General features: G+C 70.9%; 15 protein-coding genes and 1 pseudogene. 7 read left to right on the forward strand and 9 right to left on the reverse strand.

The features are described from left to right. Nucleotides 1–86: 86 nt before the first annotated feature. A complete protein-coding gene (locus B446_RS15790) occupies nt 87–1,847 on the forward strand; it encodes an LCP family protein (protein ID WP_020940447.1) in 1,761 nt (586 codons plus the stop codon). Nucleotides 1,848–1,922: 75 nt separating this feature from the next. On the opposite strand, the gene B446_RS15795 is transcribed toward B446_RS15790, so the two are convergent. Next, a complete protein-coding gene (locus tag B446_RS15795) occupies nt 1,923–2,957 on the reverse strand; it encodes a glycosyltransferase family 2 protein (protein ID WP_020940448.1) in 1,035 nt (344 codons plus the stop codon). 251 nt (nt 2,958–3,208) lie between these two features. Between B446_RS15795 and B446_RS15800 the strand changes: the two genes are divergently transcribed. Beyond that, nucleotides 3,209–4,582 (forward strand): LCP family protein, encoded by a 1,374-nt coding sequence (locus B446_RS15800; protein WP_020940449.1) that lies wholly within the window; start codon nt 3,209–3,211, stop codon nt 4,580–4,582. Between the two features lie 56 nt (nt 4,583–4,638). Here the strand turns inward: B446_RS15800 and B446_RS15805 are convergent, their stop codons facing one another. Continuing rightward, on the reverse strand, nt 4,639–5,187 hold the full coding sequence (locus tag B446_RS15805) for an acyl-CoA thioesterase (protein WP_043475677.1): 549 nt from the start codon (nt 5,185–5,187) through the stop codon (nt 4,639–4,641). A 119-nt stretch (nt 5,188–5,306) separates the two neighbouring features. On the opposite strand from B446_RS15805, the gene B446_RS15810 reads away from it, so the two are divergent. Then, a complete protein-coding gene (locus tag B446_RS15810; protein ID WP_020940451.1) occupies nt 5,307–6,617 on the forward strand; it encodes an LCP family protein in 1,311 nt (436 codons plus the stop codon). 683 nt (nt 6,618–7,300) lie between these two features. Beyond that, nucleotides 7,301–8,923, forward strand: coding sequence for an LCP family protein (locus tag B446_RS15815; RefSeq protein ID WP_020940452.1), 1,623 nt, complete (start codon nt 7,301–7,303; stop codon nt 8,921–8,923). Nucleotides 8,924–8,994: 71 nt separating this feature from the next. On the opposite strand, the gene B446_RS15820 is transcribed toward B446_RS15815, so the two are convergent. Then, the gene (locus B446_RS15820; RefSeq protein ID WP_020940453.1) at nt 8,995–9,357 is read right to left on the reverse strand and encodes a four-helix bundle copper-binding protein; all 363 of its coding nucleotides are present in this window, start codon (nt 9,355–9,357) and stop codon (nt 8,995–8,997) included. Nucleotides 9,358–9,554: 197 nt separating this feature from the next. After that, on the reverse strand, nt 9,555–10,712 hold the full coding sequence (locus B446_RS15825) for an acyl-CoA dehydrogenase (protein ID WP_020940454.1): 1,158 nt from the start codon (nt 10,710–10,712) through the stop codon (nt 9,555–9,557). Nucleotides 10,713–10,892: 180 nt separating this feature from the next. On the opposite strand from B446_RS15825, the gene B446_RS15830 reads away from it, so the two are divergent. Next, entirely contained in the window at nt 10,893–12,236 is a 1,344-nt protein-coding gene (locus B446_RS15830; protein WP_020940455.1) for a UDP-glucose dehydrogenase family protein, read from the forward strand. A gap of 119 nt (nt 12,237–12,355) precedes the next feature. Here the strand turns inward: B446_RS15830 and B446_RS15835 are convergent, their stop codons facing one another. Continuing rightward, nucleotides 12,356–12,862, reverse strand: a complete 507-nt coding sequence (locus tag B446_RS15835; protein WP_020940456.1) for a CGNR zinc finger domain-containing protein — start codon at nt 12,860–12,862, stop codon at nt 12,356–12,358. 124 nt (nt 12,863–12,986) lie between these two features. On the opposite strand from B446_RS15835, the gene B446_RS15840 reads away from it, so the two are divergent. Together B446_RS15840 and B446_RS15845 are read left to right on the forward strand one after the other, a co-directional pair. Then, the gene (locus B446_RS15840; protein ID WP_020940457.1) at nt 12,987–13,346 is read left to right on the forward strand and encodes a VOC family protein; all 360 of its coding nucleotides are present in this window, start codon (nt 12,987–12,989) and stop codon (nt 13,344–13,346) included. 15 nt (nt 13,347–13,361) lie between these two features. Then, entirely contained in the window at nt 13,362–13,745 is a 384-nt protein-coding gene (locus B446_RS15845) for a VOC family protein (RefSeq protein WP_020940458.1), read from the forward strand. Nucleotides 13,746–13,847: 102 nt separating this feature from the next. Here the strand turns inward: B446_RS15845 and B446_RS38210 are convergent. From B446_RS38210 to B446_RS15860, 4 genes and pseudogenes are all read right to left on the reverse strand, one after another. Continuing rightward, nucleotides 13,848–13,967: pseudogene (locus tag B446_RS38210) on the reverse strand (membrane dipeptidase); the annotation flags it as partial. A 264-nt stretch (nt 13,968–14,231) separates the two neighbouring features. After that, nucleotides 14,232–15,419, reverse strand: coding sequence for a dipeptidase (locus tag B446_RS15850; protein WP_020940459.1), 1,188 nt, complete (start codon nt 15,417–15,419; stop codon nt 14,232–14,234). Between the two features lie 5 nt (nt 15,420–15,424). Beyond that, complete coding sequence (gene purE, locus B446_RS15855; protein WP_078614717.1) at nt 15,425–15,949, reverse strand: 5-(carboxyamino)imidazole ribonucleotide mutase; 525 nt, start codon at nt 15,947–15,949, stop codon at nt 15,425–15,427. Then, nucleotides 15,946–17,085 carry a 5-(carboxyamino)imidazole ribonucleotide synthase gene (locus tag B446_RS15860; RefSeq protein ID WP_043475678.1) on the reverse strand — a complete coding sequence of 380 codons (1,140 nt, stop codon included), beginning with the start codon at nt 17,083–17,085 and terminating at the stop codon, nt 15,946–15,948. The genes purE and B446_RS15860 overlap by 4 nt, the downstream gene beginning before the upstream one ends. Nucleotides 17,086–17,193: the final 108 nt, after the last annotated feature.

Raw genomic sequence — 17,193 nt, forward strand, 5'->3', positions numbered from 1 at the left:
CGTCCTGGGGTCGCGCACTGATTCACCGAGACCCGAGCGCCTTGGGGGAAGGCGCCGCGTGGCCCCGACGGAGGATTCGGACAACCGTGGACGCGCAGAGCCGTGGGCGGGCGGAGAACATCGACCCCGCAGACCAGTGGGTACTCAATCCGAACACCGGCGAATACGAACTGCGACTGAACAATTCCGCAGCGCAGTCGCCGGTACCCGGGCCCCGTAGACCGAATCCGCGTGGCGGCAACGGCTCGGCGCCGCGCCGTCGCCCGGACCCGGCGGCCGACGGGACCCGTGAGACGGGCCGGCAGCGCGGCGGCGAGGTACCGCCGCCGCGGTCGGGCCGACGCCGGGGCACCGAGCCGGAGCAGCCGCAGGGGCGGCGCACCCGGCGGCCGGTGAAGAAGAAGGGCAAGGCCAAGAAGATCCTCGCCTGGACCGCCGGCGGCACGGCGTTCGTGGTGATCGCCGTCGGCGCCGCCGGTTACCTGTACCTCAAGCACCTCGAGGGAAACGTCACGACGACGGACGTCGGCAACGCGGCCAAGGACGGCTTCAGCAAGGACGACGCCTTCAACATCCTGATCATCGGCACCGACAAGCGCACCGGCAAGGGCAACAAGGGCTACGGCGACGCGAACAGCGTCGGGCACGCCGACACCAACATCCTGCTGCACGTCTCCAAGGACCGTACGAACGCGACCGCGCTGAGCATCCCGCGCGACCTGGTCGTGGACGTGCCGGACTGCCAGACCATCCAGCCCGACGGCTCCGAGAAGGTCATCCCCGGCTCCCGCCAGGTCCGCTTCAACGAGAGCCTCGGCCAGGAGGGCCGCGACCCGGGCTGCACGATGCGCACGGTGAAGGAGGTCACCGGCATCACGCCCGACCACTTCGTCATGGTCGACTTCAACGCCGTGAAGACGCTCACGACCGCGGTCGGCGGCGTCGACGTGTGCCTCGCCCACGCGGTGAACGACAAGGACTCGCACCTCAAACTGCCCGCCGGCCCCTCGAAGGTCGAGGGCGAGCAGGCGCTGGCGTTCGTCCGCACCCGGCACAGCTGGGGCAACCAGGGCGACCTGGACCGCATCAAGGTGCAGCAGCAGTTCATGGCCTCCCTGATGCGCAAGATGACCTCCGGTGACACGCTCACCGACCCGTCGAAGCTGCTCGACCTGGCGGAGGCGGCCACCAAGGCGCTCACCGTCGACAAGGGCATCGGCAAGGTGAGCACGCTCAAGGACGTCGCGCTGGAGCTGAAGAAGGTACCGACGAAGAACATCTCCTTCGTGACGGTGCCCGTCCTCGACAACCCGGCCGACGGCGTCGTCCACAAGACGGTGATCGTCAACCCGAACGCCGCCCCGCCGGTCTTCGACGCGATCAGGAACGACGTCTCCTTCACCGAGGTGAAGAAAAAGAAGAAGGCGGCCAAGGACGCGGCCGCCGCGCGGCTCAAGGGCAGCAGGTCCGCGCCCTCCGAGGTGCGGGTGCGGGTGTTCAACGGCGGGGCCCAGGGCGGCAGCGCGCAGAGCACGCTCCAGTGGCTGCAGAACGACAAGGGCGTGCTCAAGTCGGAGAACGCGGGCAACGCGCCCGAGGCACTCGACAAGACCACGCTCGAGTACGCACCGGCCCAGGCGGCGCAGGCACGGGAGCTGGCCCATCTCATGGGCCTGCCCGGCTCGGCACTCGAACCCGGCAAGAGCGTGACCAACGCGCAGGGGCTGCCGGAGATGACGCTGACCCTGGGCAAGGACTTCAAGGGCGCGGGCGTCTCGCTCACCACTCCGGCCAAGGCGCCCTCGGTCGACAAGTCCACGGCGGACAAGCAGAAGTGCGCCGGCTGAGGCGGGCATGAACGACGACGGCCTCCGGGACCCGAACGGGTTCTGGAGGCCGTCGCCCTGTCGTGCGGGGGAACGCTAGACCGCGGGCTCCGTCCGCACGGACGGCCGCCGCGACGCGATGACCTTGCGCGCCAGCGCCTTCGGGCTCGTCAGGAACCCCCAGCCCCAGGTCATGTGCATGGTGGCGAGGGCCACCGGGATCTGCAGCCGGGCCTTCGCCGGCAGGCCCCTGCCCGCCGGGAGGGAGCCCGCGACGATCGCCGCCAGGTAGCCGCCCGGGACCACCAGACCCCACGGGGTCAGGGCCACGCCCACCACGAGGCCCGCCGCGATCGCGCACACCGCGGTCGGCGGGGCGAGGTAGCGCACGTTGATGGAGCCGGAGTGGTAGCGGGCGACGACGTGCCGCCAGCGGCCGTAGTCCTTGTACTGCTTGGCCAGCGCCCGCACGGAGGGACGCGGCCGGTACGACACCCGCAGCTCGGGCGAGAACCAGATCAGCCCGCCCGCCTCACGGATGCGGAAGTTCAGCTCCCAGTCCTGGGCGCGGATGAACTCCTCGTTGTAGCCGCCCTGTTGCTCCAGCGCCTCACGCCGGAAGACACCGAGGTAGACCGTCTCCGCCGGACCCGCCTGGCCACCGGTGTGGAAGGCCGCGTTGCCGACGCCGATCTTCGAGGTCATCGCGGCGGCGACCGCGTGCTCCCAGTCGTTCTCGCCCTCGGCGTGCATGATGCCGCCGACGTTCTGCGCGCCGGTCTCCTCCAGGAGCCGGACGGCGGTGGCGATGTAGTTCGGCGACAGCATCCCGTGGCCGTCGACACGGACCACGATCGGGTGCCGGGACGCCTTGATCGCCGCGTTCAGGGCGGCGGGCGTGCGGCCGGTCGGATTCGGGACGGTGTGCACACGCGCGTCCTCGGCCACGAGCTCGGCGGCGATCTCGTCCGTGCGGTCCACGGACGGACCGAGGGCGATCACGACCTCCATCTCGCCGGCGTACTCCTGCGCGAGGATCGCTTGGACGGCCCCACGCAGATGCCGCTCCTCGTTGAGGACGGGCATGATCACAGAAACGGCGGGGAGCGGCACGTCGGGCTTGGCGTTCATAAGACGCTCACGTTACCGCGAACGGGGGACACCGGTGCGCGCCGCCGGGGCCGGGACGCGGGATGGAGATCGTATCGGCCTACCGTGCTCACGGATCCCACGTACGGCCTCGTCCGGAGGTGTCCTCCTTGCCCAGCCCGTCTCGGTCCCCTGAGCGTCCCCAGCGGCGTCCGCAGCCACCCCGCAGGGTGCCGCGTCCGCCCGAGCGGCCCACGCGGTCCGTCCCGCCGCCGCGACGGCCGCGCTGGGCCATGCGGGCGGTCTCCACGCTGTCCGTCGTGGTGCTCGCCTCCGCCGGCATCGGGCACGCGGTCGTGACCAGTCTCGACTCCGGCATCGCCCGCGTCGACGCGTTCAAGGACATGAAGAACCGGCCCAGCGCCGGCCATGGCATGAACATCCTGCTGGTCGGCACCGACGGCCGGGACCGGATCAGCGAGCAGCAGCGGCGCGCCTACCACCTGGGCGGGCAGCCCTGCCACTGCACGGACACGATGATGATCGTGCACATCTCGGAGGACCGGGAGCGGGCCACGGTGGTGAGCCTGCCGCGCGACTCGTACGCGGAGGCTCCCGCGCACGTGGACGCGACCACCCGCAGGCAGCACGGCCCGCACCCGATCAAGCTGAACGCCGCCTACGCCGAGGGCGGCCCCCAGCTGACCGTGCGCACGGTCGAGAACATGACCCACGTGAAGATCGACCACTACCTGGAGGTCGACTTCACCAGCTTCATGAAGACCGTGGACGTCCTCGGCGGGGTCCGGCTCTGCACCACGACACCGCTGAAGGACTCGTACACGGGGCTCGACCTCTCCCCCGGCACCCACACCCTCCTGGGCGGGCAGGCACTGCAGTACGTGCGCGCCCGGCACCTCGACAGCGCGAGCGACCTCGGGCGGATGAAGCGACAGCAGCGGTTCCTGGCCGCCCTGATCGAGAAGGCCACCTCCTCCGGGGTGCTGCTGAACCCGATGAAGTTCCGCGACGTGACCCGCGCGGTGCTCGGCTCGGTCCGCGCCGACGAGGGCTTCGGCACCGACGAGCTGCTCGACCTGGGCCGGGCGATGCGGTCCTTCTCCCCCTCCTCCTCCGAGTTCACCACGGTGCCCATCGCGCAGATGAACTTCGCGGTCAAGGGCATCGGCTCGACGCTGAAGTGGGACGCGGCCAGGTCGGCCGGCCTCTTCCGGGCGCTGCGCGACGACAGGCCGCTGACCGCGGAGCGCCCGCACCGCGGCCCGGTTCCGGCGCCGGTGGAGGTGGACCCGCGGCAGATCCGGGTGCAGGTGGCGAACGGCACCGGCACCATGGGGCTGGCCAAGCGGGTCGACGCCGCGCTCGCGGCGGCCGGCTTCGCCGCCACGCACCAGCCGGTGACCGCGCCCGCCCACGTGGCCCGCACGGTGATCTTTTACGACCCCCGCTGGGACCGCTCGGCCCGCTCCCTGGCCGCGGCCCTGCCCGGCAGCGAGCTGCGTCCGGTGCCCGGCCAGGGACCGCTGCTCAAGGTGACCGCGGGCGCCGACTTCAAGGGCGTCCACCAGGTGCGGTTCGAGGACCCGTCACGGCCGGAGGCGAACGTGCTGCGCGGCAACGAGGTGGTGTGCTCGGGGGACGCGTGAGGACGTCGGTCCACGCGTGAGGACGTCGGTCCTCGATGCCCCCGGTCCTCGATGCCTCAGTCCTCGATGCCCTCCGCCGCCCGCTTCTCGCGCAGCTCGCGGATCGCGCGGCGGCGGGCGAGGCGGTGGGTGCGGCGGATCTGCGCCTCCTGGTTGCGGCGGCGGTCGCGCTCGGTCTCCGGTATCACCTGGGGCACCCGGCGCGGCTTGCCGTCGGCGTCGACGGCGGCGAAGACCAGGTAGGCCGAGCCGACCTGGGTAGCGGGCGCGGACTCGTTCCAACGCTCGGCGAGCACCCGGACGCCGACCTCCATGGAGGTCCGGCCGGTCCAGTTGACCTGGGCCTTCACATGCACCAGGTCACCCACGCGCACCGGCTCCAGGAAGGCCATCTCGTCCATGGAGGCGGTGACGGCGGGACCACCGGAGTGCCGGCCGGCCACCGCGCCCGCCGCGTCGTCGACCAGCTTCATGATCACCCCGCCGTGCACCGTACCCAGCAGGTTGGTGTCGTTGTGGGTCATGATGTGGCTGAGCGTGGTGCGGGAAGCGGACGTCGGCTTGCCCGGGATGTCCTGATCCACGTCAGGGGCCTGGTCTGTCATGGCCCCCACCTTATGCCGAAGCGACATTCACGGAATTTGTGTCAGCTTCGCAACAGCGGCGCTCTGATTTTCCGACATCCCTTGTAAGGCACACAGCGGTGCCCTGCACACTGGGGCCCATGAATGACTGGCCCGAGGGATCCGACAACAACCGCGGCCCGCGTTACGGACGCGGCAGCGCCGGGGCGCAGCCGGAAGGCGCCCGCGTGATGCGTCAGGTGCAGCGCGGCGGACCCGTGCCGCCCGGGCAGCGCGGGTACGGCACCCCGGGCCCGTCCGCACCGGCCTACGGCGGCGGAGTCCCGTCGCAGCCGTCGTACGTCGACGGCCAGGGATACGACGACGGCTACGGCGACTACGACAGCGGCTACAACACGGGCCACGTCTACGGCGGCGGCCCGGGCGGCCCCGACGGCCCGGAGGGCACCCGCACCCGGGGCCCGCGGCCCGCGCCGAACTGGCGGCGCCGCATCAAGTGGACGGCGATCACGCTGGCGAGCGTGCTCATCGTCACATCGGTGGCGACCTACTTCTGGGCCGACTCCAAGCTGCACCGGGACGTCGACCTGTCCAAGGTCATCGACCGGCCCGACGCCGGCTCGGGCACCAACTACCTGATCGTCGGCTCCGACAGCCGCAAGGGCATGACGAGCGACGACAAGAAGAAGCTGCACACGGGTTCCGCGCAGGGCCAGCGCACCGACTCGATGATGATCCTGCACGTCGGCGACAACGGGGACACCCTGCTCTCGCTGCCGCGCGACTCGGACGTGGAGATCCCGTCGTACAAGGGGTCGACGTCCGGGAAGGTCTACCCGGGCACCGGCCGCCGCACCAAGCTGAACGCGGCCTACGCCGAGGACGGCCCGACCCTGCTGGTGCGCACCATCGAGTACAACACCGGTCTGCACATCGACCACTACGTGGAGATCGGCTTCGGCGGCTTCGCGAAGATCGTCGACGCGGTCGGCGGGGTCGAGATCACCATCGACAAGGGCTTCAAGGACAAGGACTCGGGCGCGGACTTCAAGTCCGGCAAGCAGACGCTGAACGGCGAGGAGGCGCTGGCCTTCGTCCGCACCCGGCACGCCTTCGCGGCGCAGGACCTGCAGCGCACCAAGAACCAGCAGAAGTTCCTGGCGGCGCTGGCCCATCAGGTGGCCACCCCGTCCACGGTGCTCAACCCGTTCACGTTCTACCCGACCATGGGCGCGGGCCTGGACTCGCTCACCGTGGACAAGGACATGGGCCTGTGGGACCTGGCGTCCATGTTCTGGGCCATGAAGGGCGTCAGCGGCGGTGACGGCACCTCGCTGAACATGCCGATCGCAGGTTCCAGGGGCGGCAACCTCGTCTGGGACAGGACGAAGATGAAGACGCTGGTGAACGAGCTCAAGAACGACGAGAAGGTCACCGTCTCCGGCAACTAGGAGCGCACGGCCCCGCCTCGGGGGCGGGGCGCCGCACCCGGTCCAAGTCCCCGAAGAAGGAACGTTTCTGACAACCCATTATCCGCAATGGGTAAAACACGAATCAAGACGCGATCCCCATTCCCCAGATATCGGGCCAATCGACCGGTTGTACGGGAGTGGGGATTGTCACCGCTATGACCAGGCACCACATTGTGCCGATAATGTGTGCGATCCGGTGCTGAACAGCCGTGACGCCGTGCACCGTTCGATCGACTGAACCGAGGGTCTTGGCTGGGGGCGACTCGTCGTGCGGCCCCGACGGAGGACGAAGCGACCGTGGACACGCAGGGCCGTGTGTGGGGGGACCACATCGATCCGTCGGACCAGTGGCGTCCGGATCGACATCTCCGGTTCGGGCGTTGCGCCCCTCGGCCGGCCGAGGCGCCGTCCGCCGCCGGGCACTGTCCGGCCGACGAAGTTTGATTGCTTCTCGTGACGTCAGGGCTTTGTTCTGCGTCTAACTGAGCGCAGGAGCGAGGCAACGCCACGGGAACTCCCCGGGCCGACCCCGCGCTTCGGCCTGGTGCCCGGCAACGCATGGCACACGGCCGAGAGAGAACCGACAGGGCGCCGCAGGCCTCCCGGGGGGACGGGCGCGCAACGAAGCCGCGGTATGGGTGCCGAGGGCGGGAGGGCTGGAGATGACGCGCAGCAGCGTGGACGACGAAGGGGTGGTACCGCGCGCTCGGCGCGCCCGCCGACCCGAGGCGGAGAACGAGGCGGAGATCGCGGGCGGCCGCTCGCGCGACAGCGGCCACCGGCGCCGCACGGACCAGGCGCCGCCGCGGCCCAAGCGGCGGATACTGCGCTGGTCGGCGCTGACCCTGTCGGTCGTCATACTCGGCACCGCCGGCGCGGGCTACCTCTACTACCAGCACCTCAACGCCAACATCAAGAAGGACAAGCTGAACCTGGGCGACTCCGACGTACCGCAGGCGACGCCGAACGCGGCCGGCCAGACGCCGCTGAACGTCCTGCTGATCGGCTCGGACAGCCGGAACACCGCCAAGGACCTCAAGCTCGGCGGTTCCAAGGCGGACGTGGGCCGCCCGCCGCTCGCCGACGTGCAGATGCTGGTGCACGTGTCGGCCGACCGCAGCAACATGTCCGTGGTCAGCCTTCCCCGCGACACGATGATCCCGATCCCCAAGTGCACCGACCCGCACACCGGGCACGTGTACCCGGCGAGCACGCTGGCCATGGCGAACGACTCGCTCGGCCGTGGCGGACCCGGTTGCACGGTCGCCACCTGGCAGCACCTCACCAAGATCCACATCGACCACTTCATGATGGTCGACTTCTCCGGCGTGGTGGACATGGCGGACGCCATCGGCGGCGTCCCCGTCTGTGTGCAGCAGAACGTCTGGTCGCACACCTCCGACGGTCACGGCTCGGGCCTGAAGCTGAAGAAGGGCACCACCTACGTCAAGGGCCAGCAGGCCCTGCAGTGGCTGCGCACCCGCTACGGCTTCGAGGACGGCACCGACCTCGGCCGCACCCACGCCCAGCACATGTACATGAACGCGATGGTGCGCCAGCTGCGCGAGAACGCCACGCTGAGCAACCCGGGCAAGATGCGCAGCCTGGCGGAGACGGCGACGAAGGCGCTCCAGGTCGACGAGAGCCTGGGGACGATCAAGAAGCTGTACGACCTGTCGGAGGAGTTCAAGAAGGTCCCCACCAAGCGGATCACGATGACGACGCTGCCCACCGTGCAGTGGTCGCAGGACCACAACCGCCTGGTGCCCGCACCGCAGGACTCCGACCAGCTGCTCTCCATGGTGCGCGACGACTCCGCGCTCGACGGGCGCGGCGCGAAGCACAGGACCGAGCAGAAGTCGAAGGACCCCGCCGCCGCGGACGACCGGATCGCGGTGCAGGTCCGCAACGGGACCGGGGCCGACGGTCAGGCCCCGGTCCCGCAGCGGGCCGGTGTGATCGCCCAGGTCCTGCAGGGCAAGGGGTTCACCGAGGCCGCCAAGGACACCACGGCCGCGGCGGAGGCCAAGACCACCCTGCTCTACCCGAGCGCCGATCTCGAAGGCGACGCCCAGGCGGTGGCCAAGGCACTCGGTGTGCCGCTGAAGCAGGTGCGCAAGTCGACCGACGTCTCGGGCGTCACCCTGGTCGTCGGCGCCGACTGGCGCACCGGCGACGCCTACAAGGCGGCGGCCGAGCCGACGGCGGCGCCCTCCTCGGCGGCCGTGCTCCACGGGGACAAGAAGGACGCCTGCATGCCGGTCCAGAAGGGCTTCACCTGGTGAACGGCGACGGGGCCGCGACTCCGTGAGGGGTCGCGGCCGCGGACGCCCTCCGGTGCTTCACGCGCGACGGCTCACATGCTCGCGCCCGCCATGGCGCGGCACATCTCGGCGCAGCGGCGACACGCCTCCGCGCAGCGCATCGTCTGGGGGTCGTCGGGCATGGACATACACGCCTCGGCGCACATGTCGCAGGCCCTGGCGCACATCGCGCACATCTCGGCGGCCAGCGGCGAGCGCCGCATCATCATGTCGGCGCACATGCGGGTCATCTCGGAGCAGTCCATGAGCGCGCGCATGATCTGCATCTGGGCCTGACCGCCCATCTGCAGGCAGGAGCTCATGGTCTCCTCGCAGATGGTGTGGCAGTTCATGCAGGCCTCGACGCAGTCCTGCATCTGCTTGGTCATGGGGGGCATCATTCCGGACTGGGTCATGTCTCCTCCTCGGAGCAGGGGGTACCACGGCACGGACCCCGTGTGCTTCCGTCCTACGCCCGCTCGCACCTCCCCGCATGTGACCGACCGGTCGGGAGGCGACCACCGGAGACCTGCCGGACGGACCGCCGAACGGGTCCGCCCGGAACGCCGGAAGGCGCCCCGCGGGACGCCTTCCGGGAACCGGCCGGGGACCGCTACGGGAGATTGCGGGCCATGACGATCCGCTGCACTTGGTTCGTGCCTTCGTAGATCTGGGTGATCTTCGCGTCGCGCATCATGCGCTCGACCGGGTAGTCACGGGTGTAGCCGTAGCCGCCGAGGAGCTGGACGGCGTCGGTGGTGACCTCCATGGCGATGTCCGAGGCGTAGCACTTGGCGGCGGCGCCCTGGAAGGTGAGGTCCTTGTCGCCGCGCTCGGAGGCGGCCGCGGCCTGGTAGGTCAGGGCGCGGGCGGCGGCGATCTTCATGGCCATGTCGGCGAGCATGAACTGGATGCCCTGGAAGTCGGCGATCGGCTTGCCGAACTGCTTGCGCTCCTGGACGTAGCCCTTGGCGTAGTCGAGGGCGCCCTGGGCGACGCCGAGGGCCTGGGCGGCGATGGTGATGCGGGTGTGGTCCAGCGTCTTCATCGCGGTGGCGAAGCCGGTGCCCTCCTCGCCGATCATGCGGTCGGCGGGGATGCGGACGTTGTCGAAGTAGACCTCGCGGGTCGGGGAGCCCTTGATGCCGAGCTTCTTCTCCGGGGCGCCGAAGGAGACGCCCTCGTCGGACTTCTCGACGACGAAGGCAGAGATGCCCTTGGTGCGCTTGGCCGGGTCGGTGACGGCCATGACCGTGTAGTACTCGGAGACGCCCGCGTTGGTGATCCAGCGCTTCACGCCGTTGAGGACCCAGTGGTCGCCGTCGCGGACCGCCTTGGTCTTCATGCCGCCGGCGTCCGAGCCCGCCTCCGGCTCGGAGAGGCAGTACGAGAACATCGCGTCGCCCTTGGCGAGCGGGCCCAGGTACTTCTTCTTCAGGTCCTCGGAGCCGGAGAGGATCACCGGGAGCGAGCCCAGCTTGTTCACCGCGGGGATGAGGGAGGAGGAGACGCAGGCGCGGGCCACCTCCTCGATCACGATGACGGTGGCGAGGGCGTCGGCGCCGGCGCCGCCGTACTCCTCGGGGACGTGCACCGCGTGCAGGTCGTTGGCGACGAGGGCGTCCAGCGCCTCCTGCGGGAAGCGGGCCTCCTCGTCGACCGCCGCGGCGTACGGCGCGATCTTCGCCTCGACCAGCGAACGGACGGCGTCCCGGAGCATGTCGTGCTCCTCGGACGGGCGGTACAGGTCGAAGTCAGCCGATCCGGCCACGGTCTCTCACGCTCCAAAGACGCAGTGATACTGACGCTAATTACCGTTAAGTAACTCAAATTTTAGAGGGCGGCTCTCGGGACGCCTACGTGACCTTGGCGACAGCGGGGAATTTGCCCGGTGGGCGGCCCGACTATGCTCGGCTCCGCATCCCCGACGTACCCCCGATGTGGAGCACCCATGAGCTTGAAGATCACCGTGATCGGCACCGGATACCTCGGCGCCACGCACGCCGCGGCCATGGCCGAGCTCGGCTTCGAGGTGCTGGGTCTGGACGTCGTGCCGGAGAAGATCGCGATGCTGGAGCGCGGTGAGACCCCGATGTACGAGCCGGGGCTGGAGGAGCTGCTGCGCAAGCACGTCGCGGGCATCGAGGGTTCCTCGGGCCGGCTGCGCTTCACCCAGGACTGGGCGGAGGTCGGGGCGTTCGGCGACGTGCACTTCGTGTGCGTGAACACCCCGCAGCGGCACGGGGAGTACGCGGCGGACATGTCGTACGTCGAGGCCGCCGTCGCCTCGCTCGCCCCGCACCTGCGCGGGCCCGCGCTGGTCGTCGGCAAGTCGACGGTGCCGGTCGGCTCGGCCGACCGGCTGGCCGCCTACCTGGCCGAGCACGCGCCGGCCGGCGGGGACGCCGAGCTGGCCTGGAACCCGGAGTTCCTGCGCGAGGGCTTCGCCGTGCAGGACACCCTGCACCCGGACCGGATCGTGGTCGGGGTGCGCAGTGAGCGGGCCGAGAAGCTGCTGCGGGAGGTGTACGCCACGCCGACCGGCGAGGGTACGCCGTTCGTGGTGACCGACTTCCCGACCGCCGAGCTGGTGAAGACCGCGGCGAACTCCTTCCTGGCCACCAAGATCTCCTTCATCAACGCGATGGCGGAGGTGTGCGAGGCCGCGGGCGGTGACGTGGCGAAGCTGGCGGAGGCGATCGGCTACGACGACCGGATCGGGAAGAAGTTCCTGCGTGCCGGGATCGGCTTCGGCGGCGGCTGCCTGCCGAAGGACATCCGGGCGTTCATGGCGCGCGCCGGTGAGCTGGGCGCGGACCAGGCGCTGACCTTCCTGCGGGAGATCGACTCCATCAACATGCGCCAGCGCGGCCAGATGGTGGAGCTGGCCCGGCAGGCGCTGGGCGGCGGCCCGTTCCTCGGCAAGCGGGTCGCGGTGCTCGGTGCCACCTTCAAGCCGGACTCGGACGACGTGCGGGACTCGCCGGCGCTGAACGTGGCCGGGCAGATCCACCTCCAGGGTGGTCAGGTGACCGTGTACGACCCGAAGGGCATGGAGAACGCCCGCAAGGTCTTCCCGACCCTCGGCTACGCGGAGTCGGCCCTCGACGCGGTCCGGGCGGCCGACGTGGTGCTGCACCTGACGGAGTGGCGGGAGTTCCGTGAGCTGGACCCGGCGGCGCTGGGCGAGGTCGCGGCGGCCCGGCTGATCCTGGACGGGCGCAACGCGCTGGACCCGGAGCTGTGGCGGCGGGCCGGCTGGACGTACCGGGCGATGGGCCGCCCGACCGCCTGATCGCACGATCGCCCGTGGGCGCGAGGACGCCGGTTCGGCCGAGGCTCAGTCGGCCGAACCGGCGTCTTCCCGCATTCTGCACCACCGGGCACATACGTGGCCGATGAACCCCCGGCGCCCTACGGCTCCTTGGCCCGGTAGCGGCGCATCTTCGCGCGCGCCCCGCACACCTGCATCGAGCACCAGCGGCCCCGTCCGGCGGGGCTGCGGTCGTAGTACGCCCAGTGGCAGGTGTCGGCCTCGCACGCCTTCAGCCGGGCCCAGGTGCCCGCCACGAGGGCCTCGGCGACGGCGGCGGCGACCCGGGAGGGCAGGGGGCCCGCGTCGGCCGGGGCGAGGCGCGCGGAGCCGTCGTGATCGTCGACGGCGACATGGAGCGGGGCCTGCCGGAGCAGCTCGCCGAGCGGGGTCACCTCGCGGTGCGGCGGGTGGCCGGCGTGGGCGAGCAGCACGGCCCGCAGGGACTCGCGCAGGGCCTTGGCGCCGGGCAGGTCGTGCTCGGTGAGCCCGAAGCGTGCCCGGCCGTCTGCGGTGTCGAGCGAGTCGCGGCCCGTCTCGATGTCCAGGGTGTTCACCAGGGACTCGACCAGCGCCAGGCCCGCGGGGGCGGGCGATCTCTCACTCATGCGTGCAAGTTACCTCCCGAATCCGGTTGCGGCGTTACCGCTCATGCACGAGCATGGGGTAACTGTTACCGGTTATCCGCTTCCAAAGGTAACGCGGGTGGCCCCGTACCCCGAGGAGGAAGTCATGGCTCTCGCCAAGCTGGGTGTGGTCGTCCTGGACTGCCCGGACCCCCGCGCGCTCGCCGGCTTCTACGCCGAGGTGCTCGGCGGCGCCGTCGAGGGCGACGGCGACTGGATCGACCTGAAGGTGCCCGGCGGGCAGGCGCTCGCCTTCCAGCGGGCGTCCGGGTTCGTCGCGCCGCGCTGGCCCGCGCCGGACGACTCCCAGCAGTTCCACCTGGACCTGGTGGTGGAGGACCTGGACGCGGCCGAGAAGGGCGTGCTGGAGCTGGGGGCGAAGCCGCTGGACGCCGAGGACCGCTCGCGCGGCTGGCGGGTTTACGCCGATCCGGCCGGGCACCCGTTCTGCCTCTGTGCCTGCTGACTCCGGGAGGTCCCCATGTCCGCCGTCGCCCGCCTCCGTTCCGTCGTCCTGGACTGCCCCGACCCGCGGGCGCTCGCCGATTTCTACGCGGCGGTGGCCGGCGGCACCCCGGAGCAGGAGGACGCGGACTGGGTGGTGCTGAACGTGCCGGGCGGGCCGCGGCTCGCCTTCCAGCGGGCGGAGGGCCACACCCCGCCGCAGTGGCCCAGGGCGGACCGGTCGCAGCAGTTCCACCTGGACTTCGACGCGGGGGCGACCTGGGCGGAGGTCGACGCGGCCCATGAGCGGGTGCTCGCGCTGGGCGCCCGCCCGCTGGACCTGGAGGACCGGGAGAAGAAGGACTTCGTGGTGTACGCCGACCCGGCCGGCCATCCGTTCTGCCTGTGCCGGATCGCCTAGCCGTCTCCGCCCGCGCCGGGACGCCCCGCCGGCTCCAGCCGCGTGGCTCGCCCGGCTGTCTCGGCCCGTGCCGGGACGCCCCGCCGTCGCGTCCCGCGGCCGCTACCCGTCGAGGTGCGCGATCCGCGCGGCCGACGGGTAGCGGCGGTGCTGGGCGGTGCGGGCCGTGAAGTCGGCGGCGCGCAGGACCCGCTGGACGTTGCCCCAGGTCAGCAGGGACAGCTCGGTGTCGGACCAGCGACGCCGGTCGTGGTGGGCCTGTCGTCGTTGAGGTCGGCCATGTGCGGGCTCCGTGCGTCGTCGTGAGCTGCGTCGGTCGTGGCTTACGTCGAGGTGTGGCTGGTGTACGGCCACGGTCGCACGGGGCGTGGGGGTCTTTCCTGGTGAGTGGGGCGTTCGGGGGTGGCGGGAGGGGGTGGGCGGCCGCGCCGTCCACCACCTCTCCATGTCTTCCGCGGGCCGTCCCGGCCCGTTGGTCCCGGGCGGTCAGCCCTTGATGCCGTCGAGGGACTCGATCGTGGCGAGGGACGGGGCGCGGGTGGTCTGGAGGTCCCGGGCCACGTCCTCGGCCGCGCCCAGCACCCGTACCGCGTTCTGCCAGGTCAGCTTGGCCAGGTCGGCCCGGGACCAGCCGCGGTCGAGCAGTTCGGCGATCAGGTTCGGGTAGCCGGAGACGTCGTTCAGGCCGTCCGGGGTGAACGCGGTGCCGTCGTAGTCGCCGCCGATGCCGATGTGGTCGACGCCCGCCGCCTCGCGCATGTGGTCCAGGTGGTCGGCGACCGTGGCGACGGTGGCGACCGGGCGCGGGGTGCGCTCCTGGAAGGCGCGGTGGACGGCCATCGCCTCGGCGGTGGTGTCGAGGTGGTGGAAGCCGTGCGCGCGCATGTTGGCGTCGGCCGCGACCGTCCAGTCGACCGCGGCCTGGAGCACGAACTTCGGCACGAAGGTCACCATGGCCATGCCGCCGTTGGCGGGCAGCCGCTCCAGGACGTCGTCGGGGACGTTGCGCGGGTGGTCGCAGACGGCCCGGGCGGAGGAGTGCGAGAAGATCACCGGCGCGGTCGAGGTGTCCAGCGCGTCCCGCATGGTCGTCGCCGCCACGTGGGAGAGGTCCACGAGCATGCCGAGCCGGTTCATCTCGCGGACGACCTCGCGGCCGAACGCGGTCAGGCCGCCCGCCTTCGGCTCGTCGGTCGCCGAGTCCGCCCAGTCCACGTTGTCGTTGTGGGTGAGCGTCATGTAGCGCACGCCGAGCTCGTACAGGCCGCGCAGGGTGCCGAGGGAGTTGTCGATCGAGTGGCCGCCCTCCGCGCCCATGAGGGAGGCGATCCGGCCCTCGGCGCGGGCGGCCTCCATGTCGGCGGCGGTCAGCGCGCCCCGCAGCTGGGTGGGGTAGCGCTCGATGAGCCGCCGTACGCAGTCGATCTGCTCCAGCGTGGCGGGCACCGCGCCGGGCAGGTCGGAGCGCACGAAGACCGACCAGTACTGCGCGCCGACGCCGCCCTCGCGCAGCCGGGGCAGGTCGGTGTGCAGGTGGTCGTCCTGGCGGGCGGCGATGTCGCGGGCGGCGAGGTCGTAGCGCACCTGCTCGCGCAGGGCGTACGGCAGGTCGTTGTGGCCGTCGACGACGGGGAACTCGCGCAGCAGGTCGCGGGCTGTGTCCAGGGAGGTCACGGGCGTCACTTCCCGAAGCCGAAGCCGCTGCCCGGTCCCTCGACCTTGGAGCGCAGCCGCTTGCCCTTCTCGGTGGCCTGGTCGTTGAGGTCCTGCTGGAAGTCGCGCATCCGCTGGAGCAGTTCCTCGTCGTGCGCGGCCAGCATGCGGGCCGCGAGCAGCCCGGCGTTGCGGGCCCCGGCGACGGAGACGGTGGCGACCGGGACACCGGCCGGCATCTGCACGATCGACAGCAGGGAGTCCATGCCGTCGAGGTACTTCAGCGGCACGGGGACGCCGATGACCGGCAGCGGGGTGACGGAGGCGAGCATGCCCGGCAGGTGGGCGGCGCCGCCCGCGCCGGCGATGATCGCCTTGAGGCCGCGGTCGGCGGCCTGCTCGCCGTAGGTGATCATCTCGCGGGGCATGCGGTGCGCGGAGACGACGTCGACCTCGTAGGCGATCTCGAACTCGTCCAGGGCCTTGGCCGCGGCCTCCATGACGGGCCAGTCGGAGTCCGACCCCATGACGATGCCAACTACAGGGCTCATTCGGTGATCGTGCCTCTCAGGTAGCCGGCAGCGTGACGGGCGCGCTCCAGCACGTCGTCCAGGTCGTCGCCGTAGGTGTTGACGTGTCCGACCTTGCGACCGGGCTTCACGTCCTTGCCATACATGTGGATCTTGAGCTTGGGGTCGCGAGCCATGCAGTGCAAGTACGCGGAGTACATGTCCGGGTAATCGCCACCCAGGACGTTGACCATGACCGTCCACCTGGCGCGCGGGCGCGGGTCGCCGAGCGGCAGGTCGAGGACCGCGCGGACGTGGTTGGCGAACTGGGAGGTGATCGCGCCGTCCTGGGTCCAGTGACCCGAGTTGTGCGGGCGCATGGCCAGTTCGTTGACGAGGATGCGGCCGTCGCGGGTCTGGAACAGCTCGACGGCGAGGTGGCCGACGACGCCGAGTTCCTTGGCGATGGACAGGGCCATCTCCTCGGCCCGCAGCGCGAGGTCCTCGTCGAGGTCGGGCGCCGGCGCGATCACGGTGTCGCAGACGCCGTTCACCTGCTGCGACTCCACCACCGGGTAGGCGACGGCCTGGCCGTGCGGGGACCGTACGACGTTGGCGGCGAGTTCGCGGACGTAGTCGACCTTCTCCTCGGCGAGGACCGGGACGCCCGCCCTGAACGGGTCGGCGGCCTCCTCCTCCGAGTCGACGACCCACACGCCCTTGCCGTCGTAGCCGCCGCGGACGGTCTTCAGGACGACGGGGAAGCCGTCGCCCTCCGCCGCGAACGCGGCGACGTCCTGCGGATCGGCGACGATCCGGTGCCGTGGGCACGGGATGCCGATCGCGTCGAGCTTCGCCCGCATCACGCCCTTGTCCTGGGCGTGCACCAGGGCGTCGGGGCCTGGGCGCACGGGGATGCCGTCCGCCTCCAGGGCCCTGAGGTGCTCGGTGGGTACATGTTCGTGATCGAAGGTGATCACATCGCAACCGCGCGCGAACTCTCGCAGCGTGTCCAGGTCGCGATAGTCGCCGACGACGACTTCGTTCACCACCTGGGCCGCGGAATCCTGAGGGGTGTCACTGAGGAGCTTGAACCTGATGCCCAACGGGATGCCGGCTTCGTGCGTCATACGCGCGAGCTGCCCCCCGCCGACCATGCCGACTACCGGGAACGTCACCCCCCTAGCGTATCGGCCACGGCGACCGGACCGGATTGCGTCCCTCACGTCGCCTCTTACCCGGGGCTTTCCCGCCTCTTTCCGATCCGTTTCCGAGCTGTGGCCCCG

The organism is Streptomyces collinus Tu 365 (assembly GCF_000444875.1).
GTDB lineage: Bacteria > Actinomycetota > Actinomycetes > Streptomycetales > Streptomycetaceae > Streptomyces > Streptomyces collinus_A.